Annotated in this window: 20 protein-coding genes; 11 read left to right on the top strand and 9 right to left on the bottom strand. The window is 67.4% G+C overall.

The window, feature by feature from the left end:
• The first annotated feature begins 206 nt into the window (after positions 1 to 206).
• A complete protein-coding gene (locus Y706_RS0106160) occupies positions 207 to 803 on the top strand; it encodes a MerR family transcriptional regulator (RefSeq protein ID WP_028275903.1) in 597 nt (198 codons plus the stop codon).
• Positions 804 to 933: 130 nt separating this feature from the next.
• Here Y706_RS0106160 and Y706_RS0106155 read toward each other — a convergent pair whose 3' ends face one another.
• Entirely contained in the window at positions 934 to 1,815 is an 882-nt protein-coding gene (locus tag Y706_RS0106155; RefSeq protein ID WP_028275902.1) for a ParA family protein, read from the bottom strand.
• A gap of 317 nt (positions 1,816 to 2,132) precedes the next feature.
• On the opposite strand from Y706_RS0106155, the gene Y706_RS0106150 reads away from it, so the two are divergent.
• The gene (locus Y706_RS0106150; RefSeq protein WP_028275901.1) at positions 2,133 to 5,528 is read left to right on the top strand and encodes a pyruvate carboxylase; all 3,396 of its coding nucleotides are present in this window, start codon (positions 2,133 to 2,135) and stop codon (positions 5,526 to 5,528) included.
• Between the two features lie 214 nt (positions 5,529 to 5,742).
• Here the strand turns inward: Y706_RS0106150 and Y706_RS0106145 are convergent, their stop codons facing one another.
• Positions 5,743 to 7,566, bottom strand: coding sequence for an AMP-dependent synthetase/ligase (locus tag Y706_RS0106145; protein ID WP_028275900.1), 1,824 nt, complete (start codon positions 7,564 to 7,566; stop codon positions 5,743 to 5,745).
• A 223-nt stretch (positions 7,567 to 7,789) separates the two neighbouring features.
• On the opposite strand from Y706_RS0106145, the gene Y706_RS0106140 reads away from it, so the two are divergent.
• The gene (locus Y706_RS0106140) at positions 7,790 to 8,884 is read left to right on the top strand and encodes an ROK family glucokinase (RefSeq protein ID WP_028275899.1); all 1,095 of its coding nucleotides are present in this window, start codon (positions 7,790 to 7,792) and stop codon (positions 8,882 to 8,884) included.
• Between the two features lie 58 nt (positions 8,885 to 8,942).
• Here the strand turns inward: Y706_RS0106140 and Y706_RS23905 are convergent, their stop codons facing one another.
• Genes Y706_RS23905 through Y706_RS0106125 form a run of 3 tightly spaced genes read right to left on the bottom strand, consistent with a single transcriptional unit; the run spans position 8,943 to position 11,243 of the window.
• Complete coding sequence (locus Y706_RS23905) at positions 8,943 to 9,650, bottom strand: hypothetical protein (protein ID WP_028275898.1); 708 nt, start codon at positions 9,648 to 9,650, stop codon at positions 8,943 to 8,945.
• Positions 9,643 to 10,446 carry an alpha/beta hydrolase gene (locus Y706_RS0106130; protein ID WP_028275897.1) on the bottom strand — a complete coding sequence of 268 codons (804 nt, stop codon included), beginning with the start codon at positions 10,444 to 10,446 and terminating at the stop codon, positions 9,643 to 9,645. The genes Y706_RS23905 and Y706_RS0106130 overlap by 8 nt, the downstream gene beginning before the upstream one ends.
• Positions 10,443 to 11,243: an alpha/beta hydrolase gene (locus Y706_RS0106125; protein WP_028275896.1), complete on the bottom strand. Its 801-nt coding sequence runs from the start codon at positions 11,241 to 11,243 to the stop codon at positions 10,443 to 10,445. The genes Y706_RS0106130 and Y706_RS0106125 overlap by 4 nt, the downstream gene beginning before the upstream one ends.
• 112 nt (positions 11,244 to 11,355) lie before the next feature.
• On the opposite strand from Y706_RS0106125, the gene Y706_RS0106120 reads away from it, so the two are divergent.
• Together Y706_RS0106120 and Y706_RS0106115 are read left to right on the top strand one after the other, a co-directional pair.
• Positions 11,356 to 12,198, top strand: a complete 843-nt coding sequence (locus tag Y706_RS0106120) for a lysophospholipid acyltransferase family protein (RefSeq protein ID WP_028275895.1) — start codon at positions 11,356 to 11,358, stop codon at positions 12,196 to 12,198.
• Between the two features lie 84 nt (positions 12,199 to 12,282).
• Positions 12,283 to 13,677, top strand: a complete 1,395-nt coding sequence (locus Y706_RS0106115; protein WP_043435064.1) for a class II 3-deoxy-7-phosphoheptulonate synthase — start codon at positions 12,283 to 12,285, stop codon at positions 13,675 to 13,677.
• 145 nt (positions 13,678 to 13,822) lie between these two features.
• On the opposite strand, the gene Y706_RS0106110 is transcribed toward Y706_RS0106115, so the two are convergent.
• Complete coding sequence (locus tag Y706_RS0106110) at positions 13,823 to 15,979, bottom strand: Stk1 family PASTA domain-containing Ser/Thr kinase (protein WP_028275893.1); 2,157 nt, start codon at positions 15,977 to 15,979, stop codon at positions 13,823 to 13,825.
• 121 nt (positions 15,980 to 16,100) lie between these two features.
• Positions 16,101 to 17,489, bottom strand: coding sequence for a lytic transglycosylase domain-containing protein (locus Y706_RS0106105; protein ID WP_028275892.1), 1,389 nt, complete (start codon positions 17,487 to 17,489; stop codon positions 16,101 to 16,103).
• A gap of 307 nt (positions 17,490 to 17,796) precedes the next feature.
• Between Y706_RS0106105 and Y706_RS0106100 the strand changes: the two genes are divergently transcribed.
• Positions 17,797 to 18,150, top strand: a complete 354-nt coding sequence (locus Y706_RS0106100) for an Rv2175c family DNA-binding protein (protein WP_026266238.1) — start codon at positions 17,797 to 17,799, stop codon at positions 18,148 to 18,150.
• Between the two features lie 152 nt (positions 18,151 to 18,302).
• On the opposite strand, the gene Y706_RS0106095 is transcribed toward Y706_RS0106100, so the two are convergent.
• Both Y706_RS0106095 and Y706_RS0106090 read right to left on the bottom strand, forming a co-directional pair.
• A complete protein-coding gene (locus Y706_RS0106095) occupies positions 18,303 to 19,397 on the bottom strand; it encodes a polyprenyl synthetase family protein (protein WP_028275891.1) in 1,095 nt (364 codons plus the stop codon).
• Entirely contained in the window at positions 19,394 to 19,921 is a 528-nt protein-coding gene (locus tag Y706_RS0106090; protein WP_028275890.1) for a RodZ family helix-turn-helix domain-containing protein, read from the bottom strand. Before Y706_RS0106090 ends, Y706_RS0106095 begins: the two co-directional genes overlap by 4 nt.
• A gap of 115 nt (positions 19,922 to 20,036) precedes the next feature.
• On the opposite strand from Y706_RS0106090, the gene dinB reads away from it, so the two are divergent.
• From dinB to Y706_RS29150, 5 genes are all read left to right on the top strand, one after another.
• Complete coding sequence (gene dinB / locus Y706_RS0106085) at positions 20,037 to 21,293, top strand: DNA polymerase IV (RefSeq protein WP_243179533.1); 1,257 nt, start codon at positions 20,037 to 20,039, stop codon at positions 21,291 to 21,293.
• 294 nt (positions 21,294 to 21,587) lie between these two features.
• On the top strand, positions 21,588 to 21,959 hold the full coding sequence (locus tag Y706_RS0106080) for a DUF3040 domain-containing protein (protein ID WP_028275888.1): 372 nt from the start codon (positions 21,588 to 21,590) through the stop codon (positions 21,957 to 21,959).
• Positions 21,960 to 22,394: 435 nt separating this feature from the next.
• Positions 22,395 to 22,823 (top strand): division/cell wall cluster transcriptional repressor MraZ, encoded by a 429-nt coding sequence (gene mraZ, locus Y706_RS0106075; RefSeq protein WP_028275887.1) that lies wholly within the window; start codon positions 22,395 to 22,397, stop codon positions 22,821 to 22,823.
• Between the two features lie 225 nt (positions 22,824 to 23,048).
• Positions 23,049 to 24,047, top strand: a complete 999-nt coding sequence (rsmH, locus tag Y706_RS0106070) for a 16S rRNA (cytosine(1402)-N(4))-methyltransferase RsmH (RefSeq protein WP_028275886.1) — start codon at positions 23,049 to 23,051, stop codon at positions 24,045 to 24,047.
• A partial coding sequence (locus Y706_RS29150; RefSeq protein ID WP_028275885.1) for a cell division protein FtsL occupies positions 24,044 to 24,673 on the top strand: 630 nt, incomplete at its 3' end. The genes rsmH and Y706_RS29150, both read left to right, overlap by 4 nt.

The following is a 24,673-nucleotide window of genomic DNA, read 5'->3' as shown; positions in this document are numbered from 1 at the left end:
GCCCCAACGTCTTTGACCTTGGGCCCCGGCAGGCCTAACGTCGGAGGTACAAGTTCCCATTGCATACGGTAGCCGCGCAAGTCACACTGGAAGGTGCAGCCGGCTGAATTACACGGATGAAGTATTCATCCGGTGTCATGCAGCTGTTCACATCTATTGCTGCCGATGCAACAAACCCAGGGGAACCCACGACAAGGAGGGTCCACGTGAGTCCGAAAGGCGAAGCAGGCGAGCTGAAGCAGGCCTCAACGGCCGGCGTTGCTGTGCCCGCCAGCGGTGCCCAAGGCCTGCTGTTCACCGAGGATCTCCCCGTTCTGGACGAGGACGCGGGCTACCGCGGACCCACCGCCTGCAAGGCGGCCGGCATTACCTACCGCCAACTCGATTATTGGGCGCGCACCGGACTCGTTGAGCCCGCCGTCCGCGGCGCGGCCGGCTCCGGCTCGCAGCGGCTCTACGGCTTCCGCGACATTCTGGTTCTCAAGGTGGTCAAACGGCTCCTGGACACGGGCGTCTCCCTGCAACAGATCCGCACCGCCGTGGAACACCTGCGGGAGCGCGGCGTCGAGGACCTCGCCCAAATCACGCTCATGAGCGACGGCGCCAGCGTCTATGAGTGCACATCGGCAGATGAAGTCATCGATCTCGTCCAGGGCGGCCAGGGGGTGTTCGGCATCGCCGTCGGCCGCGTATGGCGCGAAGTTGAAGGAAGCCTCGCAGCCCTTCCCAGCGAACACGCCGCGGACCAGTCCTTTCCCGACGACGAGCTGAGCAAGCGCCGGGCGGCCCGCAAGATCGGCTAGCGCCCACAGCTGCAGACGTGACTGCGCACAGAAACGACTGAGCACAGACACTGAGTACAACAAGATGAGGCCGCCTCCCGGACAGGGAAGGCGGCCGCATTTCTGTTGGGCTGTGTATGGGAGTCCGGGGCTACCGTAGGCTGCGGTCGCGGACAGCGCCAGCCGGGGCCACGCTGCCCTGGTTCAGCAGGTTCTGCAGCAGGGCATCGAAGAGCCCGGCCGCATTCTTGGCCGAGTCGCCGGGCCAGTGGTGGATGGAGTGGGCCGCGCCCTGGATCTGCTGCCAGTTGGCCTGCTCCGGGATGTGCGGGCTCAACAGCAGCTGACCGAACATGGATTCCATCTCCGAGAGCCGGAACGTGTGCTCGGCCGAACTGTTGCGCACCCGGTTGGCCACGATGCCCGCGGGGGACAGCTTGGGGGCGAATTCCTGCCGGAAGAGCTGGATGGCGCGCATGGTGCGTTCCGTGCCGGCCACCGAGAAAAGCCCGGGCTCGGCCACCAGGGTCACCTTGTCGCTTGCGGACCACGCCATCCGGGTCAGGCCGTTCAGTGACGGGGGGCAGTCGACCAGGACGAGTTCGTAGTTCGTGGCGCCGGCCAGGACCGTGGAAAGCCGGCGAAGGTCGCGGCGGCCCAGGTCGGGGCGGTCGTAGATGCCGGTATAGGCAGAGCCGACGGCCACGTCCAGGACGGAGGTTGCCGCGCCGGACTGAATCCTGCCGTTCGCACTGCCGTTGGCGTTGCCGCGGCCGTTGATCCGGGCGTGTTCCACCCAGCCGCTGGGGACCACGTTGTCCGCCAGATGTGCCCGCCGCGGCGACCTTAGCATCCTGCCGATATCGAGCTGATCGTCCGGACTCACGCCCAGGGCCGTGCTGGCGTCAGCATGCGGATCAAGGTCGACGACGAGGGTGGGGATGCCGGCGGCCAATGCCGCCGACGCCAGTCCGGTGGTCACGGATGTCTTGCCGACACCGCCTTTGAGGCTGCTGATGCTCACTACTTGCACTTGAAAAACCAATACCTAACGCCGGTTGCCGAGACGGGGTCGTGCCGGCTCCTGCGTTCTTCGGAGCCGGGGCGTGCATGCGCCACCCACCCACTCATCATATGTTGATGCTCCGGCGAAACCCGTTTCATCCGGCGTGGGGCGCCAGAACCTCGCCAATCGGACGGACGGGGAAAGCTCTAAGGCCAAGGCCCTGCCCATCGCGGCGTCCGTGACGGATAATGCTGTGACAGTCGCCACAATGATTTGTGTTTGCCCGCACAGGTCCTAGACACTGTGAGCACTTACCGATACGCCCGCGATGAAGCAGGAGAAGTATGTTTTCTAAGATTCTGGTGGCCAACCGCGGCGAAATCGCGATTCGCGCCTTCCGCGCGAGCTACGAGCTGGGTGCCAAGACTGTCGCTGTGTTTCCCCATGAGGACCGCAACTCCATTCACCGCCAGAAGGCCGATGAGGCGTATCTGATCGGCGAGGAGGGACACCCGGTCCGGGCCTACCTGGACGTTGATGAGGTGGTGCGCGTAGCCAAGGAGTCCGGGGCGGACGCCATTTACCCCGGTTACGGTTTCCTCTCCGAGAACCCGCGCCTGGCGCGGGCCGCGAAGGAGGCCGGCATCACCTTCGTCGGGCCGCCGGCCGAGGTTCTGGAACTCGCAGGTAATAAGGTTGCCGCCCTCGAGGCCGCGCGCAAGGCCGGCGTCCCGGTCCTCAAGTCCAGCCAGCCGTCGAAGGACCTGGACGAACTGATCGCCGCCGCGGATGAGATCGGCTTCCCCATTTTTGCCAAGGCCGTCGCCGGCGGCGGCGGGCGCGGCATGCGCCGCGTGGACACCCGCGAGGCGCTCCCGGAGGCCCTGCAGGCCGCCATGCGCGAAGCCGACGCCGCGTTCGGCGACCCCACCATGTTCCTGGAGCAGGCCGTCCTGCGCCCGCGCCACATCGAGGTCCAGATCCTGGCCGACGCGGAGGGCAACGTGATGCACCTCTTCGAGCGTGACTGTTCCATCCAGCGCCGCCACCAGAAGGTCATCGAGATCGCCCCGGCACCGAACCTGGACGAAGGCATCCGGCAGGCGCTGTACCGCGACGCCGTGAAGTTCGCGAAGGCGCTGAACTACGTCAACGCCGGTACCGTCGAATTCCTTGTCGACACGGTGGGTGAGCGGGCCGGCCAGCACGTGTTCATCGAAATGAATCCCCGGATCCAGGTCGAGCACACGGTGACCGAGGAAGTCACCGACGTCGACCTCGTCCAGGCGCAGCTGCGCATCGCCGCCGGTGAGAGCCTCGCGGACCTGGGCCTGTCCCAGGAGAGCGTCCAGCTCAAGGGTGCCGCCCTGCAGTGCCGCATCACCACGGAGGACCCGGCCAACGGCTTCCGGCCCGACGTCGGCAAGATCACCGGCTACCGCTCGGCCGGCGGCGCCGGCGTCCGGCTCGACGGCGGCACCGTCTACTCGGGCGCGGAGATCAGCCCGCACTTCGACTCCATGCTGGTCAAGCTGACCTGCCGCGGACGCAACTACCCGGCCGCCGTCGCCCGGGCCCGCCGCGCCCTCGCCGAGTTCCGCATCCGCGGCGTGTCCACCAATATCTCCTTCCTGCAGGCTGTCCTGGACGATCCCGACTTCGTCGCCGGGGATGTGGCCACCTCGTTCATTGACGAACGGCCCCAGCTGCTGAAGGCACGGGTCTCGGCCGACCGCGGCACCAAGTTGCTGACCTGGCTTGCCGACGTCACGGTCAACAAGCCCAACGGCGAACTCAAGGTCCACACGGACCCGGCGGACAAGCTTCCGGCCCTGGATGACGCCGCGGCCCGGCCAGGGTCCCGCCAGCGTCTCCAGGAACTCGGCCCGGAAGGGTTTGCCCGTGCCCTGCGGGCGCAGGACGCCGTGGCCGTCACGGACACCACGTTCCGCGACGCGCACCAGTCCCTGCTCGCCACCCGGGTGCGCACCCGTGACCTCGTGGCGGCCGGTCCCGCAGAATCCAAGCTGCTCCCCGAGCTGCTCTCGGTCGAGGCCTGGGGCGGGGCGACCTACGACGTCGCCCTGCGCTTCCTCGGCGAAGACCCCTGGGACCGGCTTGCCGCCCTGCGCAAGGCCATGCCGAACCTGTGCCTGCAGATGCTGCTCCGCGGCCGCAACACCGTCGGCTACACGCCGTACCCGGAAGAGGTCACGGTGGCGTTCGTCAACGAGGCCGCCGCCACGGGCATCGACATTTTCCGGATCTTCGACGCCCTCAACGACGTCAACCAGATGGCTCCGGCCATCCGGGCCGTCCGCGAGACCGGTACCGCCGTCGCCGAGGTTGCCCTCTGCTACACCGCGGACATGCTGGACCCGGAGGAAACGCTCTACACCCTGGATTACTACCTGGAGCTGGCGCAGAAAATCGTCGACGCCGGGGCGCACATCCTGGCGATCAAGGACATGGCCGGACTGCTGCGTCCGGCTGCCGCGGCGCGCCTGGTCTCGGCGCTGCGGGAGCGGTTCGACCTCCCCGTCCACCTGCACACCCACGACACCGCCGGCGGCCAGCTGGCCACGCTCCTCGCGGCCGTGGATGCCGGCGTGGACGCCGTGGACGTGGCCTCGGCCTCACTGGCGGGAACCACCAGCCAGCCCTCGGCCTCGGCCCTCGTCGCCGCGCTGGCCCACACGCCGCGCGACACCGGCCTCAGCCTGGCGAACGTCTGCGCCCTCGAGCCTTACTGGGAAGCCGTCCGCCGGGTCTACGCGCCGTTCGAGTCCGGACTGCCGGGCCCCACAGGCCGGGTCTACCAGCACGAAATTCCGGGCGGCCAGCTCTCCAACCTGCGCCAGCAGGCAATGGCGCTGGGCCTGGGCGAGCGTTTCGAGGCGATCGAGGACATGTACACCGCGGCGGACCGGATCCTCGGCCGCCTGGTCAAGGTGACCCCGTCGTCCAAGGTGGTGGGCGACCTCGCCCTGCACCTGGTGGGCCTCAATGCCGATCCGGAAGACTTCAACGAGAACCCGCAAAAGTACGACGTCCCTGATTCCGTGATCGGCTTCCTCTCTGGCGAGCTCGGTGACCCGCCCGGCGGCTGGCCCGAGCCCTTCCGGACCAAAGCGCTGCAGGGGCGCACCGTCAAGGTCCGCGACGTCGAGATCAGCGCCGAGGACAGCGCCGCGCTCAACGGCGATTCCAAGACCCGGCGGGGCACGCTCAACCGCCTGCTCTTCGCCGGTCCCACCAAGGACTACCAGAAGAGCGTGGAATCCTACGGCAACCTTTCGGTGCTGGACACGCGGGACTACCTCTTCGGGCTGCAGCGCGGCGCGGAGCACGAGATCGAGCTCGAGAAGGGCGTCCGCCTGATCGCCTCGCTCGAGGCCGTCTCCGAACCGGACGAGAAGGGCATGCGCACGGTCATGTGCACGCTCAACGGCCAGTCCCGGCCCGTGGTGGTCCGCGACCGTTCAGTGGTGAGCAACGTCAAGGCCGCCGAACGCGCCGACACCTCCCAGCCGGGCCAGGTCGCCTCGCCGTTCGCCGGTGCCGTCACGCTGACCGTCAAGGCCGGGGACACCGTCAAGGCCGGCGACACGGTGGCCACGATCGAGGCCATGAAGATGGAGGCGTCCATCACGACGCCGGTGGCCGGCACCGTCGCGCGGCTCGCCGTCGCCGGGATCGAACAGGTCCAGGGCGGGGATCTGCTGCTCGTCGTCGAATAGCGCCAGCGCGGCAACACCGCACCCATCAAAAACAGAAGGGTCCTTCCGGCTTCCGCCGGAAGGACCCTTCCGTTTCTGCCGGACACTGCCTCCCAACCGAAAGCAACGCGGGGCCAGATACGGCCCATCAGGGGGCGCCGGATGGGCCGTATCTGACCCCGCGTTGCTCTCTGGTGCGGGGGTTGCTCTGGGGCGGGGCGGTCGCGGTTGCAGCCTAGGCGAGGGTGGGACGCTTGGCGCTGTACATTTCCTCGATCACGTTCTCGAAGTCCTTGAGCACCTGGGCCCGCTTGACCTTCATGGAGGGGGTCAGATGTCCGGAGGCCTCGGTGAAGTCGGCCGGCACGATCCGGAAGGACTTGATCGCCTCGGCCTGGGACACGGACTGGTTGGCGTGGTTGATGAGCTCCTGGACCGCGGCCTTGACTGCGGGGTTGACGGCAGCCTCGGCGAGCGAGGTCGAGGCCGGGAGCCCGTGGCGGCCCAGCCAGCCGGGGAGGGCTTCCTCGTCCAGGGTCACCAGGGCGCCGATGAACGGGCGGTTGTCGCCCACCACGAGCACCTGCGAGACGAGCGCGTCGGCCCGGATCTGGTCCTCCAACAGGGCCGGGACGACGTTCTTGCCGCCGGCCGTGACGATGATTTCCTTCTTGCGCCCGGTGATGGTCAGGAATCCAGCCTCGTCCAGCTGGCCGATGTCGCCGGTGCGGAACCAGCCGTCGTCGTCGAAGGTTGCAGCGGACAGGTCATCGCGCTTGTAGTAGCCGCGCATGACGCACACGCCCTTGGCGAGGATCTCGCCGTCGTCCGCGATCCTGACGGAGTTGCCCGGAATCGGGGCGCCGACGGTGCCGATCTTGATCAGGTCGGGGGTGTTGACCGTGACCGGGGCCGTGGTTTCAGTCAGCCCGTACCCTTCCAGGATCTGCATGCCGATGCCCTGGAAGAAGTGGCCCAGCCGTTCACCGAGCGGGCCGCCGCCGGAAACGGCATGGGAGACGTTCCCGCCCATGGCGGCCCGGAGCTTGCTGTACACGAGCTTGTCGAACACGGCGTGCTTGAGCTTCAGCACGAGCCCGACCTTGCCGGCCTGCCGGGCCCGGGAGAATTCGATGGCGGTGTCCGCGGCGCGGTGGAAGATGGCGCCCTTGCCGCCGTCCTCGGCCTTGGTCAGGGCTGAGTTGTAGACCTTCTCGAAAACGCGCGGGACGGCGAGGATAAAGGTCGGTTTGTAGCTCTGCAGATCCGGCAGCAGGTTCTTGATATCCGGGGTGTGCGCCACCGTGACGCCGGCCGCGACTGCCAGCACAGAGATGAAGCGTGCGAAGACGTGGGCCATGGGCAGGAACATGATGGTCCGCGCCTGCTCGTGGACGATCGTGCCCAGCGACGTGACCAGCGCGTTCTCGGACAGTTCCACGAAGTTGCCGTGCGTCAGCTCGCAGCCCTTGGGCCGGCCGGTGGTGCCCGAGGTGTAGATGATCGTGGCGACATCGTTCAGGGACGCCTGGCTGCGGCGTGCTTCGAGCTCGGCATCGCTGACGCCGGCTCCGGCCGCACGGACCTCGTCCAGGCTGTCGCCCTCGAGTTGCCAGACATGCCCCAGGGCGGTGAGGCCCTCGGAGGTGGCCGCCTGCCGGATGATGTCCTCGTGGTGCGCCGATTCGCCGAACGCGGCCACGGCGCCGGAGTCGCCAAGGTTCCAGGCCACCTGGGAGGGGGAGGAGGTTTCATAGATCGGGACCGAGACGGCGCCGGCGAACCAGATGGCGAAGTCGATCAGGGCCCATTCATACCGGGTGCGGGACATGATGCCCACCCGGTCGCCGGCGGCCACACCGCTGGCCATGAGGCCCTTGGCGAGTGCAGAGACGTCGGCCAGGAATTCGGTGGCGCGGACGTCCTGCCACTGGCCGGCTGCGTCGAGCCGCGAGAACAGCGCAGGGTTGGAGGCCTTGGCCGCCTGGCGCACCACGAGATCGGTGACATTGGTGTCCGGATCGACATTCACCAGGGGCGGGACAATGATTTCTCGCACGACAGCTCCTTTGGTATCCATAGGCCCGCAAGGGGTACCGCTAAGCCTAGTATGCGGCCCCCCGAAGGTGTGTTCTGCGACACCTACTGGCCAGTAACTTTACGGTCGGGACCGCCGTTTCGCCAGTCGGCGCTGCTGCGGGCACGTGCGCGGCGCTATGCTGCCGCGTCATGCGGCCGGGCCTTCGCTGCCGTTGCGGCCCCGGCGAATAGAATGGGGCACCATGCAGACACCAACACCCGGCCGGCAGCCCGGCCTGCGCCGCCGGACCGCCGCCTGGCGAAGCAGGACCCTGGCCGGCGCCGCGGCCGCCACGGCCGGGCACGACCTCCGCTCACACCTGCGGCTGGGCCGCAAGGGCCTGGCGATCGGCGTCGACATCGGGGGAACCAAGGTTGCTGCCGGCGTGGTGGACGCCGAGGGCAGGATCCTCAGCCAGGCCAAACGCTCCACCCCGGGCAACGACCCGCGCGCCGTGGAACAGGTCATTGTCGAACTGGTCGGAGAGCTGGGCGCCGGACACCGGATCTGGTCGGTCGGAATCGGCGCCGCCGGCTGGATGGACCTCGACGGCGGCACTGTCCTCTTCAGCCCGCACCTGGCCTGGCGCAATGAGCCGCTGCGCGAGAACCTGCAGCGGCTGCTGCGCCGCCCCGTCCTGCTGACCAACGACGCCGACGCCGCCGCCTGGGCGGAATGGCGCTTCGGCGCCGGGCAGGGACAGGACCGTCTGGTCTGCATCACCCTGGGAACGGGAATCGGCGGGGCCATGGTCATGGACGGACGGCTCGAACGCGGCCGCTTCGGTGTGGCGGGGGAGTTCGGCCACCAGATCATCATGCCGGGCGGGCACCGCTGCGAGTGCGGCAACCGCGGCTGCTGGGAACAATACGCCTCGGGCAATGCGCTCGGCCGCGAGGCCAGGGAACTGGCCGCCGCGAATTCACCGGTTGCCCAGGAACTGCTCAAGGCCGTGGACGGCGACGTGGGACGCATTACGGGCGTGATCGTGACGGAGCTGGCCAAGGCCGGGGACCAGACTTCCCGCGAACTCCTCGAGGACGTCGGGGAATGGCTGGGCCTTGGCCTGGCGAACCTCGCGGCGGCACTGGACCCCGGCAAGTTCGTGATCGGCGGCGGACTCTGCGACGCCGGCGAGCTGCTCGTCGCACCGGCACGGAAGGCCTTCGCACGGAACCTCACCGGCCGCGGCTTCCGCCCCGCGGCGGAGATCGAACTGGCGGCCCTGGGACCCAACGCCGGGCTGATCGGCGCCGCCGACCTCTCCCGGGTCAGCAGCCGCATGCACACCCAGTAGCGTGCCTGCATAAGCCCTGAACCAACCAGTGCGGTGGCTGGCGCCCTGACCGGGTGGACTAGATGCGCGCCCCGTCGTCGTGCTCGTCCTTCTCGCCCGGCAGCTTCATGATCAGGAACACCACGGAGGCCGCGAACGCGGCCACCATGCCCACGATCGCCAGCGTCGGGGCCGACCGCCAGAACATCGCCGAGAACACGAGCGCAATCGGGCCGCCCACCGCGCCAATCCAGGCAAGGACGGTCATCGGATCTGCACCGGCCAGGCTGGGCGGCTCCTCCGGGACGAACACGCCATCGTCGTCGTCGGCCTCGTAGTCCCGGGGGCCGGATGCGGTGTCCGGCGCCTCACTGCTGCCCGCGGCCGGGTTCCCCGGGGCGGAGGCGAGCCGCTCCCTGGCGGAAAGTTCGATTGGCGCGACGCCGGCGAGACCCAGCGGGTCGAAATCGCTGAACGATCTGTTCGCACCGGAGCCGGCGGCGGAGCCAGCACCGGTGCCGGCGGCGCTGTCCGTTCCGCCGGCCGGGCCGTCAGTTCCCCCAACTGCCCCGTCCCTGCCTGTCCCGACCCCCTCCAGCCTGGCGACGAGATCCAGCCACACGGCGTCGTCATCGGCAAGCGGTGCGTCCGCGGCGGCCGGGTCCTGCGCCTCAGGGGGCGGGGTGGTGCCCGGACGCTGGAGGCCGGATGCGTCAGCGCCAGGCGACCGGGCGTCGTCGGGGTCAGGGGTCTCGGGGTCCGGGACGTCGGGGTCCGGCTTAGTCATTGGCCGTGTCCTTCCGGCTGGCGCGGGCGGCGCCCGGACCGGCTGCGGCTGCAACGGACCGGACAAATTCGGCCGTGCCACGGAAGATCTCGGGCGCGTCGTTGTCCATGGTAGCGACGTGGTAGCTGTTTTCCAGCCGGACCACCTCGAGCGGGGCGTTGGTCAACCCGCGGCGCAGGGCCTCCATGCTGGATTCGGACACCACGTGGTCCACTGTGGAACGGTAGACCCGGACCGGAGCCGTGACGCGGGGCAGCAGCCGCACGGTGTCCTTGAATATCTTGTTGAGCTCGTGCGCGGCGGCCACCGGAGTGCGCGGGTAGGCGCACTCATCCATGCCCGGTTTGAGGATGTCATTGGCGATAGCCGGGGTGCTCTTGAGGACAAACTTCAAGACGCCCGCCAGCGGGGCGCGGGGATCATCGATGACCAGGCCGGGGTTGACCACCACCACCCCCGCCACGGGGCGGGTGGCCGCGATCCGCAACGCGAGGGCGCCGCCCATGGACAGCCCCGCCACAACCACGACGTCGCATTCTTCCGCAAGCTCCAGGTAGGCCGCGTCCAAGGCAGCATGCCAGTCCTGCCACCGGGTCTTGGCCAGTTCCTGCCAGCTCGTTCCGTGCCCCGGCAGCAGGGGCAGCCGGACGGCGAACCCGGCTCCGGCCAGGGACAACGCCCAGTCCCGCACACCGTGCGGGCTGCCGGTGAAGCCGTGCGAGACCACGACGCCGGTCCGGGGGATGGTTCCCGTGAACGGGCTGCTGAACGGCGAGTGGTCCGGGAGGATGCTCATGGGGTCTCCGAGGGGGCGCGGGGCGGCGAAATGGCGTGGGCGTGCTGCAGGAAGAAACGCACTGATTCTTCAAAGAGTAGCGGCGCATCGGCGTCCAGGGTGGCAACGTGCCCGCTGTGCGGGAGGGGAACCACCGTGAGTTCCCGGGACCCGAGCCGCCTGCGCAGCAGCGCCAGGGACGACGGCGGGACCACCGCGTCGGTGTCCGACTTGAAAACCAGGGCCGGGGCGGAGACGGACGGCAGGTCCCGGAGGGTCGCGGCGAACAGCCGGCGCAACTGGTGGACGGCGGCCAGCGGCGTCAGGGAGTAGTCACCGTCGTCGGTGGTGGCCGCCGTGGAATTCTCCTCCTGGATGGGCGTGGTGGTGCGCTGGAAGTACTTGAGCAGTCCCACGATCCGGACCCTGCGGTCATAGAAGCTCAGGCCGGGGTTGACGGCGGCCACGCCGGCCACGCTGTGGCGGGCCGCGGTACGCAGGGCGATCGTGCCGCCCATGGACAGTCCCGCGACATAGCAGTCATCAGTCCGGCCGGCCAGGTCCAGGTACGCCGTTTCAAAGCTCCTGTACCAGTCCTGCCAGCCCTGCCGGGCGAGGTCCCGCCAGTGGGTGCCGTGCCCGGGCAGAAGCGGTACCGATACGGCGAAGCCCTGGGCGGCGAGGTGGCGGGCCCACGGCAGGACGCTGAGCGGGCTGCCTGTGAAGCCGTGGCAGATGGCCACACCGGTCCGGGCGTTGGGGCCGTGGCCGGGGTAGCTGAAAGCGGCGGGCGCAGGGGGAGTGCTGCTTTCAGTCATGAGCCCATCGTGTCACCCTTAGCGCCAAAACTCACTAGAGTAAGGTGTCCATTGAAGCCTGGCCGGACCCGGTTCGGGCCGCAGGCCAGACGCCTTCCGGAGAGGTCACCGAGTGTTTTATTGGTTCATGAAGACGTTTGTCCTGGGGCCGGTACTCAGGCTGCTGTTCCGGCCCTGGGTCAAGGGCCTTGACAACGTCCCTGCTGAGGGCGCCGCGATCCTTGCCTCGAACCACCTCTCCTTCTCGGATTCCATCTTCATGCCTGTCATGGTGCCGCGGCCGGTCGCGTTCCTGGCGAAATCCGAGTACTTCACCGGCACCGGGATCAAGGGCAGGCTGACGGCAGCCTTCTTCCGGCTCACCAACCAGCTCCCCATGGACCGGTCCGGGGGCGCCGCGTCCGCGCAGTCGCTGAACGCCGGCATGGACGTGCTCAAGAAGGGTTCCCTCCTGGGCATCTACCCCGAGGGGACCCGCAGCCCCGACGGGCGCCTCTACCGCGGCAAGGTGGGGGTTGCGCGCCTTGCGCTGCAGGCCCGTGTTCCGGTCATCCCGGTGGCAATGATCGGAACGGACAAAGTCCAGCCGATCGGCAAGCGCGTGCCCAACATCCGCCGCATCGGCATGATCTTTGGCGAACCGCTCGACTTCAGCCGCTACTACGGCATGGAGGATGACCGGCTGATCCAGCGTTCAGTGACCGACGAGATCATGTATGAACTCATGCGCCTCTCCGGCCAGGAATACGTGGATGAGTACGCCGCCGTCGTAAAGCTCCGCCTGGCGGGCAAAGCGCAGGACGCGGCCCCGGACAAAACCCTTGCGGGCCCTGACGCGGTGCAGGATGCGGCCGCCGGCAATACCCCGAACGAAGCCCCAAACACGGCCCCTCCGGAAACCCCGAATGAAACCGCTGCCGGGAACGCGGGACCGGAGGTTCCCGGCCCCGCATGAGCGGGCCACGGGTGCCATATGACGGCGGCCGGGCTGTCAATGACAGGCAGGGCCCCCGAACCTTGATGGGACTACTATCCTTAGATAGTGACCGAGCTATCTGAGAAACCAGTTTCCCCGCTGACCAGCACCGCCCAGAGCGGAGCCGCCAACTATCCCGGACTGGACAACTGGCGGGAGCTCCCGGCCTCGCAGCAGCCCACCTGGTCGGACCCGGCTGTGTTCGAGGCGTCCGTCAAGGAACTTTCCGTCCTCCCGCCCCTCGTGTTCGCCGGCGAAGTGGACATTCTTCGCGAACGGCTCGCCGCCGCCGCGCAGGGCAAGGCGTTCCTGCTCCAGGGCGGCGACTGCGCCGAGACCTTCGAAGCCGCGACGGCGGACAGGATCAGCGCCCGCGTCCGGACCATCCTGCAGATGGCCGTTGTCCTGACCTACGGCGCGGCCATGCCCGTCATCAAGATGGGCCGCATGGCTGGCCAGTTCGCCAAGCCCCGCTCCTCCAACGATGAAACGCGCGAGGGCGTCACCCTGCCGGCCTACCGGGGCGACATCGTCAACGGCTACGATTTCACGCCCGAGTCCCGCGCCCACGACGCCGGCCGGATGCTCAAGGCCTACCACACCTCCGCTTCGACGCTGAACCTGATCCGCGCCTTCACCCAGGGCGGTTTCGCGGACCTCCGCCTGGTGCACCAGTGGAACAAGGGCTTCACCGAGAACCCGGCCCACGCCCGCTACGAGTCCCTGGCCCGGGACATCGACCGCGCCATCAAGTTCATGGCCTCCTGCGGTGCCGATTTCGAGGCCCTGAAGCGGGTGGAATTCTACGCGAGCCACGAGGCCCTGCTGCTGGACTACGAGCGCGCCCTGACCCGCATCGACTCGCGCACGGGGCTGCCCTACGACACCTCCGCGCACTTCCTCTGGATCGGGGAGCGGACCCGCGAGCTGGACCACGCACACGTCGACTTCCTCTCCCGCGTCCGCAACCCGATCGGCGTCAAGCTCGGCCCGTCGACCAGCGGCGACGACGCCCTGCGCCTGATCGACAAGCTGGATCCGAACCGGGAGCCCGGCCGGCTCACCTTCATCACCCGCATGGGTGCGGGCAACATCCGCGAGAAGCTGCCGGCGATCGTCGAGCGCGTCACCGCCTCCGGGGCCCAGGTCCTTTGGGTCACCGACCCCATGCACGGGAACACGGTCACCTCGCCCAACGGCTACAAGACCCGCAATTTCGACGACGTCATCGACGAAGTACGCGGATTCTTCGAAGTCCACCACGCGCTCGGCACCGTTCCCGGCGGCCTGCACGTGGAGATGACGGGTGACGACGTCGCCGAGTGCCTCGGCGGAGCCGACCCGATCGACCAGGAAGCCTTCCTGGACCGCTACGAGTCCGTCTGCGATCCGCGCTTGAACCACATGCAGTCGCTCGAGATGGCGTTCCTGGTGGCCGGGGCGCTCTCCAAGCGCTGACGCACTGATGAACAGAACGCGTCTGGCGGAACGCATTCCGGCAGAACGTTTCCCACAGAACGCATTCTGACAAAGAGCTCCGCCCGGCTACAGCAGCCGGGCGGAGCTTTCTTGTGCGACGGCAGGGGCCGGAGCGGGGTTCCGGTCAGACGACGGTGAGCGTGACGGTCGAGCCTTCCGGGGCCTTCGTGTCCACCGGATTCTGGTCCCGGACCGTGCCGAAGAAACCGCCGAGGATGTTATCGACCTGGACCTTGAAGCCGAGTTTCTCAAGGGCTTCCTGGGCCTCCGAGGCCTGCTTGCCGATGAAGCTGGGCACCTCGACGAGCTTCGGGCCCTTCGAGATGGTCAAGGTGACGGTGCCGCCCTTGGTCAGGTTGCCGGAGGCCGGGTCCTGCGCCAGCACCGCGCCCTCGGGGACATTCCTGTCATTGACTGCTTCCGGGGCCACCACGGCCTTCAGGCCTGCATCCTCAAGGGCCTTAACAGCGGTGTCCTGCGCCTGCCCACGGACATCCGGGACCGGGATGGGCTGCGGGCCCTTCGAGACGGTCAGGCCCACGGGCGTCCCGTGCCTGACCGGGTTGCCGCTGCGCGGAGCCTGGGCAAGGACGGTTCCGGCAGGCGCCTTCTCGTCGAATGTCTCGGTAATCGGGCCCAAAGCCATCTGGGCGCCGTTGAGCGTGGTCTTGGCCTCGTCCAGGCTCTTGCCGGCCAGCTCCGGCAGCGGGAACAGCTCCGGGCCCTTGGACACTGCCAGCGACACCGGCTGGAACTTGCGGATGACCTCCCCGGCGGTCGGCTCCGAGCCGACCACGAGCCCGGGCGAGACGTCGTCGTCGAAGACATCCTTCACGGTGGATTGGAAGCCGGCGGTGCGGAGCAGGTCCTGGGCCTCGGCAACGGTCTTGTTCGCCACCGGGGGAATCGTTCCCGGCGACCCCGGACCCATGCCGAAGAACCAGCCGGCGACGGCGGCGAGCAGCGCCGCGACGACGAGCAGGACGATCCACAGCAAGCCGCGGCGCCGGGGGTTGCCCTCGTGCAGGGTCCTGGTGGGCGTGGCGGCGGCGCGCTGGCGCGCCTTCTCCTCGTCCCGGTCCAGCTTGCGCTGGGCGCGTTTGCTGGGGGCAACCGCGCTCTCCGCCGGGCCGTCATACCCGGCGCCGTCGTAGGCCGCCTCGTCCGGGGTGGACAACGGTCCGTAGGCCGGACGCCGCGGGGCACCGGACATCACGGTGGTCGGGTTGCCGCTGGTGCGGGAAATCATCTCGGTGGGCCGGGCGAGGCTGCCGTATACCTCAGTCTGCAATTCCGTGGGCATTCCGGTGGGCGGCAGCACGTGGGCCGTTGCCTGTGCGTCCGACGCCGGACCGGTACCGCCTGGCGGCCGGGTTGGCGGTGCAGCGACGGCCGGCAGTGTGCTGCGGGCCGCGGGCGGCTGGAGGTCGAGTTCGGCGTCGGTGAGGTTGGTCCTGATGTGCCGGAGCTCGGACAACAGGGCGCTACCGTCGACGGGGCGCTTGTCCGGGTCCCGGTCCGTGCACCACTGGACGAGTTCGTCGATCTCCGCGGCCAGCCCGGGCACCTCCAGCGAAGGCGCTGCGACGGTGGAATTGACGTGCTGGTAGGCGACCTGGATGGGCACGTCGCCTTCGAACGGCTGCCGGCCCGTGATCATTTCGTAGAGCATGATCCCGACCGAATAGATGTCGCTGCGGGCATCTGCCTGTTTGCCCAGGACAAGTTCGGGGGAGATGTAGGCGACAGTCCCGATCAGGGCGCCCGTGCTGGTGGACGTCGAGATAGCGCGTGCCAGGCCGAAGTCGCCAAGCTTGATCCGCCCGTCGTCGGCGATCAGGACATTTTCGGGCTTGATGTCCCGGTGGATCATTCCGGCGGCGTGCGCGGCGCCGAGGCCTTCGACGACCGGATCGATCAGCGCCAGGGCCAGCCGCGGCGACAGGGCGCCCTTGTCATTGAGGACATCCCGCAGCGTGTGGCCCTTGATGAATTCCATCACCAGATATGCGAGCCGGCCGTCTTCGCCCTGGTCCAGGACGCCCACGACGTGCGGGTGGGAGAGCCGGGCGGCAGCCTTGGCTTCGCGGCCCAGCCGATCGAGGAACTGCGGGTCGTCGGCCAGATGGGGATGGAGTACCTTCAGCGCGACATCACGCTCAAGGCGCTGGTCCGTGGCGAGGTACACGGTGGACATCCCGCCGCGGGCAAGCCTGGATTGAACCTTGTAGCGGTTGTCCACCAGGTTCCCTACGAGAGCATCCGACACGTATTCCTGCACCTTACAATCGTAGTCGCTGGACAGAAACGGGCCCGAATCAACATGCGATCCGGGCCCGTAGCGTCACGCTCCGCCGAAAGGGAGCCTGTGCTGGAGTCTGTAGTTGGCCGAACGGCCGGGGTTAGCCGAACAGCTGCCGGTTGGCCTTGATGGCGGCGACGTAGCCCTTGGTGTCCTCGAACATGCCGTTCTGGCTCACCGAGTACTGGCCCTGGTAGTAGCCGGCGATTGCGGTGTCCACATCCGGGCTCGTGCGGACCAACTGGCGGATGATCGCGATGCCTGCCGTGGCGTTGTCGTACGGATCGAGCAGGTTCAGCTTGCGTCCCACCAGATCGGAAGCCCATTCGCCGGAGGACGGGATGACCTGCATGGTGCCGATCGCATTGGCCGGTGACACGGCACGCTGGTCGAACCCGGATTCCTGGAAGGCAAAAGCCAGTGCAAGGCTGGCGTCCACGCCCATGCGCCGGGCCGTGTCCGCCACGATCGACTTCATCTGCTGGCGGGTGGGCACCGGGGAGGCGTTGAGCAGCGCCTTGTTCTGGTTGGCCGAGCTGACCACCGCGGCCGGGTAGCTGAACCCGAGGAACGTGCTGGGCACGAGGGGCGTGGTGGTGGCAGGCGTGCTCGATGCCGGTGCGATGGTCGACGCGCCGGGGATGACGAGCTTCTGGCCGGGGTAGATGATGCTCGACATTGTCAGCCGGTTGGCCGACAGGACGTCCGAGAGCCTGACACCGTTGCGGGCCGCGATGCCGGAGAGGGTGTCGCCGGCCTTGATGGTGTAGGAGCCGGAACTGGCCGGCGCGGGCGCCGACGGCTTGGGTGCGGCGGCCGTCACGGGTGCGGAGGTGGCCGGCGTGCTGGAACCGCCGCCGACCTTGACCTTCTGGCCGGGATAGATCACGGAGCTCATCCCGAGCCCGTTCCACTTGAAGATCTCGGAAAGACCAACGCCGTGGCGGGTGGCGATGGCGCTCAGGGTGTCGCCGGACTTGACGACGTACACGCTGCCGCCGCCCGAGGCGGGCGTTGTCGGCGTCGATTTCGCCGGTGCGGACGGTTTGGGCGCTGCCGGCGCCGAGCCCGTGAGCTTGATCTTCTGCCCCGGGTAGATGATCGTGTTCGCCTGCAGGTTGTTCAGCTTGAGCACGGCAAACGTGTCCAGGCCGTAGCGGCCGGCAATGGCACTGATGGTGTCGCCGCGGGCGATCGTGTAGACGGCCGGAGCCGCCGGCTGCGCGGGCCGCAAGGCGCTCGGCAGCGTCACCGGGACGGAGGCGGCCGGGATCACTGCCGCCTTCAGGGATGTCGCCGCGTCAGCCTTCGCCTGGGCACGCATGGCGGCCGCGAGGGTTGCCGGGACCGAGCGCACCCGCGATTCGGCTGCGGCAGGCTGGGCGATCGCCAGGGAGGAAAGCACGACGGCGGGAAGCGCCGCCGTCGTCGCCGCGATGAGCGGCAGGCTGCGCCCCGGACGGAGCTGTGGCGAACGTGAGGTTGTCATTGGAAAGATCCTCTTCTCAGCGGCAACGCTGCGGTCAGGCCGGTAGAACTGGTGTTACCAGTGTGACAAAAGTTATTTTTGTTACAAATGTGATCTATGTGAATCTCTCATGAATTGGCAATTAGCACAAGAACCGTTTGACATTCCGCAAACCCGTTTCCGGTGGAGTGTCGCCCGAAAGTCGTTCCATGGGAGTCCCTGGTGAAGCCTGGCGGCATTCCGGCGCGGCGGGACCGGCCATGGCCGCAGCGTGAATTCTGCGGATGCCGACTAGGCGGCGGGGCACCGCCCGTGGCAATCTTTATGCGTGAGTAATGTAGAAAGCCTCGTGGGCGAATGGCTGCCCCTGCCCGATGTCGCACAGCTTCTGAACGTATCTATCACCAAGGTCCATGCATTGCTGGACGAGCGTGCGCTGGCGGCCGTGAGAATCGGCGACCGGCGCATCCGGTCCGTACCTGCGGCTTTCATCCAGGACGGGCATGCGGTGGAGAGCCTGAAAGGCACCATTGTTGTTCTCTCAGACGCCGGATACTCGGATGAGGAACTGATCAACTGGCTCTTTACGCCGGACGATTCCCTCCGCGGCCGGCCCATTGACGCCCTGCGGGAAGGTCGCAAGACCGAAATTCGCCGCAGGGCACAATCACTGGCCTGGTAAAAGCACACCGGCAGCAACTGCGCCGGCAGCATCCCCCGGACGTGCCATCACGGGCCGTGCACAGCGCAAGCGCAGTGCACGGCCCGCCGCGTTTCAAGGCACCTTTTAAAAGGCGTTACCGGTTAAAAGGCGTTACCGCCGTGAGGACAGGGTTAAGCCGCGCGGCTGACCGTGGCTTCTGCCAGCCTGCGGAGCGCGGTTTTGGGCAGCTCCTGAAGCGGCAACAGGTCCAGGGCGGCGAAGGCGGCCTTGCCGAACTCCTCGATGAGCACTTCCGTGGCCTGGAGTGCGCCGCAGTCCACGATGATCCGCCGGATCTCCTCGATGTCCGCATCGCCGAGATCGGGGCTGCCCAGCTTGGCGTCGATGAACTCTGATTCGGCCGCCGAGGCCTGGTCCAGGGCGAAGGCCACCAGGACCGTGCGCTTGCCCTCACGGAGATCGTCCCCGGCAGGTTTGCCGGTGGTGACGGGGTCACCGAAGACGCCAAGGACATCGTCCCGCAGTTGGAACGCCTCGCCGAGCGGCAGGGCGAAGGCGGAATAGCCGCGCAGCAGCTCGTCGCCGGCGCCGGCCAGGGCGCCGCCGAGGGCGAGCGGGTGTTCGGTGGAGTATTTGGCCGACTTGAACCGGATGATGGACTGGGCCCGGCTGACGGCCCCGGCACGGTCCCGCCGGGGCCCGGCGACCTCTTCCAGGATGTCGAGGTACTGCCCGGCCATGACTTCTGCGCGCATGAGGTTGAAGATCAGCCGTGCCGGGCTGCCGGAGGCGGCACGGTGTCCGATCTCCGTGAACGATTCCTCGCTGAAGGACAGGCAGAGATCCCCGGTCAGGATCGCTGCCGCGTGGCCGAACCGCTCGCTGTCCAGCGCCCAGCCCTGGGCCTCGTGCAGTTCAATGAACCTGCGGTGGACGCTGGGTCCGCCCCGGCGGGTGTCCGAGCGGTCAATGATGTCATCGTGGATCAGGGCCGCGGCCTGGAACAGCTCCAGGGCCGAGCCGGCCGTGACCACCTCGGCCGCGCCGGCTTCTCCGCCGGCGCCGCGCCATCCCCAGTAGCACATGAGCGCCCGCAGGCGCTTTCCGCCCGTGACCAGGTTTGAGATCGAGCCCATGAGCGGATCGATGTCCTGGGAGATCGAGGCCATGATGGCCTGGCGGCTGGTCAGGAACTCGGTGAGCTTGCCGGCGACGGCGGCCACGTAATCCGCCTGCTCGAGCCGTAGCTGTTCGGCGAGACTCACTTGACGGACTCGGCAGCGACGTTCGCACCGATCGTGAACGTGGACACCCCTGTTGTCTGCATGACGGAGATGTTCACGGTTTCGTTGTCCCCGCGCAGGAAGTCCTTGGACGGCAGGGCGCCGACGGTTTCCCCGGGTACGGGCTTGAAGCCCTGCGCCTGCAGCCCCTTGGCGTAGAAAGCCAGGACATCGGCGGCCGGGGCGGTGATGCTGCCGACCAGTGCCGCGGTTGCCGGCACCGTGGTTTTGTCGAAGCTGCTGGAGACCACCTGGGCTCCGGGCATCAGCGGCAGGAGTTTCTGCGGGAAGCCGGGCACGAGGGCGCCGACCGTGGCTGACGTGCCGGGCTCCGCGGAAGGGCTGGGGGGAGCGGTGGTGGAGGACTGCGCAGAGGCGTCCGGGGTCGACGCCGGCGACGCCGCCGGGCTCCCGGTGCCGGCAGGCGTGCATGCGGCCAAGGCCAATAGCGCGCCAGCCGCCGCGATGGCGGCTGCGGCACGTTTGCGCTGTCCAAATACCTTCACAGGGACTTTCCTCCTGGGGTTGAAGCGGAATCAGCCTCCAGTTTAGTCAGTCCCCGGGCATAGGATTGAAGACGTGGGGCCGGACGCAGAGAATCAGCAGGGAGCGCAGAGGAATATGCACCCCAACGGGCCCTCGAATGCGCAGCCCCAGATCCAGCCCGCCGGCAGCCTGGGCGGGGAGTCCCTGCTGGAACTGCGGCGCAGCAGCATCATGCACGTGGACATGGACGCCTTCTTTGTCTCCGTGGAGTTGCGCAGCCGGCCCGAGCTTAAGGGAAAGCCCGTGATTGTGGGCTACCCCGCGGACCGCTCCGTGGTGCTCTCCGCGTCCTATGAGGCCCGCGCCTTCGGCGTCAGATCGGCGATGCCCATGGTGGTGGCGGCGCGGATGTGCCCCTCGGCTGTCATCATCGAGCCCCGCCACAAGCTGTACTACGAAGTGTCCGGCCAGATCATGGCAATCTTTGGTTCCATCACCGACCTCGTCGAGCCGCTCAGCGTGGATGAGGCGTTCCTGGACGTCGGGGGAGCCATCCGGAGGCTCGGGCCGCCACGGGAGATTGGCGAACTCATCCGGGCCCGCGTGTTCCGGGAGCTGGGCATTACGGCATCAGTGGGCATCGCCGCCAGCAAGTTTGTGGCCAAGATCGCGTCCACCCGCTGCAAACCGGACGGACTGCTGCTGATCCGGCCGGAGGAAACCGTCCCCTACCTGCACAGCCTTCCCGTCAGTGCGCTCTGGGGAGTCGGCGGCAAGACCGTGGAGGTGCTGGCCCGCCGGGGCATCAGGACGGTGGCGGACGTCGCCGCGTCGCCGCTGCCCTCGCTGCGCAAGCTGCTGGGCGCATCGGGGGAGCATGTCTACCGGCTCTCCTGGGGCATCGATCCGCGGCCCGTGACGCCGGTCCGCCTGGAAAAGAGCATTGGTGCCGAGGAGACGTTCGCCACTGACACCGCGGATGACGCGCTGCTTCACAGGGAGCTGCTGCGCCTTTCGCACCGGACGGCGGAGCGCCTCCGCAGTGCCGGCATGCACGCCCGTACCGTGGCGCTCAAGCTGCGCTACGCCGACTTTTCCACTATTACCCGCAGCCGCACCGTGAGCACACCGATCGACAGCGCCCAACTCCTGTACGCGGTGGCAGTGCAGCTCCTGGAATCGGTGGGTGAGCGGCCCATGACGGTCCGGCTGGTCGGCATCCGCGCCGAGCAGCTGGAAGAGGCCGCCGATGCCCCGCTTCAGCTCAGTCTTGACCGCCGGGACGACAACTGGCGGGCCGCCGAACAAGCCCTCGATGCTGTCACCCGGAAGTTCGGCAACAAGTCAGTCCTTCCGGCCCGGCTCCTGGATTCCGGGGGCGCCACCGAGTAAGCCCGGCAGGAACCCCGGCGGGCCGCCCGTTCCCAAGGGTTCCGGCGGCGAAAGGGCCTTAAGACTGTCTTTCAGAACAGGCCGCAACAATCTATCCTTATTAATACCTAGGTTTAGGACTACTGGATCGACCGTTCGGGCGACCTGGCCAGCTAAGACCGGCGCGGGAGAGCTGAATTGACCCCCTTTTCACCAATGGCGGTGACGGGGGAACCACTTCGGAATCCCGGGCGTTAGGGAATTAGGGCAATGGCCACGTCATGCCCGGACGTTGGCAGACTTGAGGAGGTCGTGATGCCGCTCTCGGAACACGAACAGAAGTTGCTGGAGCAACTTGAGAAGCAGCTGCATGAGGACGACCCAAAGTTTGCAAGCTCAATGGGATCGGTCCCCGGACGCTCATGGTCCACCCGCCACCTTGTCATCGGCGTGCTCGCGACTCTCGCGGGCGTGCTGCTGTTATTGGTCGGGGTGTCGATGCAGAACATCTTTGTCGGGGTCCTCGGCTTTGTTGTGATGGGCGCCGGCGTCTATTTCGCCACGATGCGCAGTTCTGCGGTCGGCAAGGCCAGGGCAGCCGGCGGACGAAAGCAGGGCAAGCCCAGGAGCTCGTTCATGAGCAACCTCGAGCAGCGCTGGGACGAACGGCACGGGGGCGAGTCCTAAACCGCTCAGTGACGGCCCCGTAAAGTCCTCCACTTCCCGCCACCGGTCCGCCGGGGAGCGGCGCGAGACCCGCTTCGGCGGGTCTTTCGCCATTTAACGCGGCAATTTCCGGCACCTTTGCTGCAGCCTTGCGGGAATTTGGCTTCGATGGCGCCGCAAAAGGGTCAACCGCGCCGAATTATTCGCTCCCGCGCCGGTGCGCACCATCAATCGGTGCGGGTCAGGAGGCAAGCAGGCAAAAATCGCTCCACTTTCCCCCATCAGTCCCGATTCCCTGCAAATGCTGGGAAGAAGGGGGATAAACATCCGCAGAATTGTCCAAACATCCCGGGCGTGTCGTTGACTGTGGAGCGATGTGGAGTAATGTGGAGGACGTAAGAGGGTAGTGGCAGCACAGGGGACGTTGGACTTCCTAAAACAGACAGGCGGTGGGCCGTGTTTCTCGGCACACATTCGCCGCGTCTGGATGAAAAAGGTCGAATTATCCTCCCCGCGAAGTTCCGAGAGGAACTTGCCAGCGGGCTGGTTCTCACAAGGGGCCAGGAGCGTTGCATCTACGTCTTCAGTGAGGCGGAATTCGGCCGGGTTCACGAGCAGATGCGGGAGGCTCCAATTTCCTCCAAGCAGGCACGTGACTACATCCGTGTTTTCCTCTCTGGAGCCTCGGACGAGGTACCTGACAAGCAGGGGCGCGTGACGATTCCGCCGGCGCTCCGGGAGTATGCAGGTCTTGGCCGGGAACTCGCCGTCATTGGCGCAGGATCCCGGGCAGAGATCTGGGACGCCCAAGCCTGGAATGAGTACCTGGCCGAAAAGGAAACCGCCTTCTCGGAAACAGACGACGCCATCCCGGGGATTCTCTGAACCCCCACTGATCCACCAGCAAACAACGTTCCTTGATCGAGATCTCCAGCCGCCCATCCGGTTGTTGTCCTGGCTCACTTCCCCGGAGCCAGGCCGGCGCAGGATAGGCGCGGATGGGGATCTGGACCAAGGAACGTTGCGTAAGAGCAGTACCAAGCAAAGCGCAACCAGCAAAGCTCAACCAGCCAAGCTCAAAACAAACAAGGCCAACGAAAGGACGAAGGCATGACGGATCCCGACCAGGCGAAGCCGACGTCCGAACGCCATGTACCGGTCCTCAAGGACCGGTGCATCAATTTGTTGGCCCCCGGCATCGAGGCCGCACTGAGCCGCGGCGAGACCCCCGTGGTGATCGACGCGACGCTCGGCATGGGCGGACACTCCGAGGCCCTCCTGCAGCGCTTCCCGGACCTTCACCTGATCGGCATCGACCGCGACGAGGAAGCCCTGGCACTGGCGGGGGCCAGGCTGGCGCCCTTCGAGAACCGGACCGACCTCGTTCACGCCGTCTACGACGAAATCCCGGACGTCCTCGAAGACCTGGGCTTCACCGAAGTCCATGGTGTGCTCATGGACCTCGGCGTATCGTCGCTCCAGCTGGACGAGCGGGAGCGCGGCTTCGCCTACTCCTTCGACGCGCCCCTGGACATGCGGATGGACACCAGCCGGGGCCAGACGGCCGCCGACGTCGTCAATAACTACAGCGAAGAAGAACTCGTCCGGATCATCCGGAAGTGGGGCGAAGAGAAGTTCGCCGGCCGCATCGCGAACAGGATCGTGGCCGCGCGCGCCGAACAGCCCTTCACCACCACCGGCGAACTGGTCGACCAGATCCGGGCCGTGGTGCCCGCCGGTGCCGCCAAATCCGGCGGCCACCCCGCGAAGCGCACTTTCCAGGCGCTCCGGATCGAGGTCAACGAGGAACTGGACGTCCTCGAGCGCGCCATCCCGGCAGCGATCGAGGCCATCGCCCTCGGCGGCCGCGTGGTGGTCATGTCCTACCACTCCCTGGAAGACAAGATCGTCAAGGGCTTCTTCCAGGCCGGATCGAAGTCCTCGGCGCCGCTCGGCTTCCCGGTCGAGCTCGAAGAGCACAAAGCCGAACTCAAAACCCTGACAAAGGGCACCGAGGTACCCACCGCCGCTGAAATCGCCGAAAACCCCCGCGCAGCTTCCGCCCGGCTGCGCGCCGTCGAACGCATCAAAGCCAGGAGAGCCGCATGAGCACCGCCGCCGTCAACAGCTACCCCGTTGCCCAGGGCGCCACTGCCCGTGCCCTGCCCGGCCTCCGCCCCGGCCTTGACCAGCCCCGCAAGGCACGCACTCCGCTGTCGGTGGTCCGCTCGGTGCCCCGCAAGCGCCGCGCACCGTTCGTGGTGCTCTGCTTCGGGCTCCTGGCGATTGCCCTTATGGCCGTGCTGGTCCTTAACATCTCCGTCTCCTCCGCCCAGTACCAGCTGGTCCAGCTCCGCAGTGAACAGACCACACTGACCAAGCAGAACCAGGACCTCACCCAGCAGGTGCAGAACTTCGACGCCCCGCAGAACCTGGCGGCCAAGGCCACGGAGCTGGGCATGGTGGCTTCGGTCGCCAAGGGCCAGATCGACCTCTCGACCCTCAATGTCACCGGCAAAGCCAAGCCGGCCGTCAAGGGTGATGCCCCGGGCGCCGTCATCGCCGCACCGGCCGTCGCCGGGCAGCTCACGGTGGTCCCGCCGGCCACGGAGAACGAACCTCTCGCCCAGCGCAAGGCGCCGGCCACTGAGAACGAGCCTCTCGCCCAGCGCAAGGCCGCAGACACCAAACCGGCGGACACAGACAAGGCGCCGGGAGCTGTGAAGCCCGCACCC

Origin of the sequence: Arthrobacter sp. I3 (genome assembly GCF_000520575.1) — a bacterium.
GTDB lineage: Bacteria > Actinomycetota > Actinomycetes > Actinomycetales > Micrococcaceae > Arthrobacter > Arthrobacter humicola_A.
Note: the sequence above shows the minus strand (reverse complement) of the source record. Positions and strands in the feature narration are given on the sequence as shown.

Excerpts from the sequence above, each read along its gene's own strand:
- Y706_RS0106080 (WP_028275888.1), top strand. The coding sequence starts at position 21,588 with ATGCCGCTCTCGGAACACGAACAGAAGTTGCTGGAGCAACTTGAGAAG.
- Y706_RS0106125 (WP_028275896.1), bottom strand. The coding sequence starts at position 11,243 with ATGACTGAAAGCAGCACTCCCCCTGCGCCCGCCGCTTTCAGCTACCCC.
- Y706_RS0106130 (WP_028275897.1), bottom strand. The coding sequence starts at position 10,446 with ATGAGCATCCTCCCGGACCACTCGCCGTTCAGCAGCCCGTTCACGGGA.
- Y706_RS0106105 (WP_028275892.1), bottom strand. The coding sequence starts at position 17,489 with ATGACAACCTCACGTTCGCCACAGCTCCGTCCGGGGCGCAGCCTGCCG.
- rsmH (WP_028275886.1), top strand. The coding sequence starts at position 23,049 with ATGACGGATCCCGACCAGGCGAAGCCGACGTCCGAACGCCATGTACCG.
- dinB (WP_243179533.1), top strand. The coding sequence starts at position 20,037 with ATGCACCCCAACGGGCCCTCGAATGCGCAGCCCCAGATCCAGCCCGCC.
- Y706_RS23905 (WP_028275898.1), bottom strand. The coding sequence starts at position 9,650 with ATGACTAAGCCGGACCCCGACGTCCCGGACCCCGAGACCCCTGACCCC.
- Y706_RS0106140 (WP_028275899.1), top strand. The coding sequence starts at position 7,790 with ATGCAGACACCAACACCCGGCCGGCAGCCCGGCCTGCGCCGCCGGACC.
- Y706_RS0106150 (WP_028275901.1), top strand. The coding sequence starts at position 2,133 with ATGTTTTCTAAGATTCTGGTGGCCAACCGCGGCGAAATCGCGATTCGC.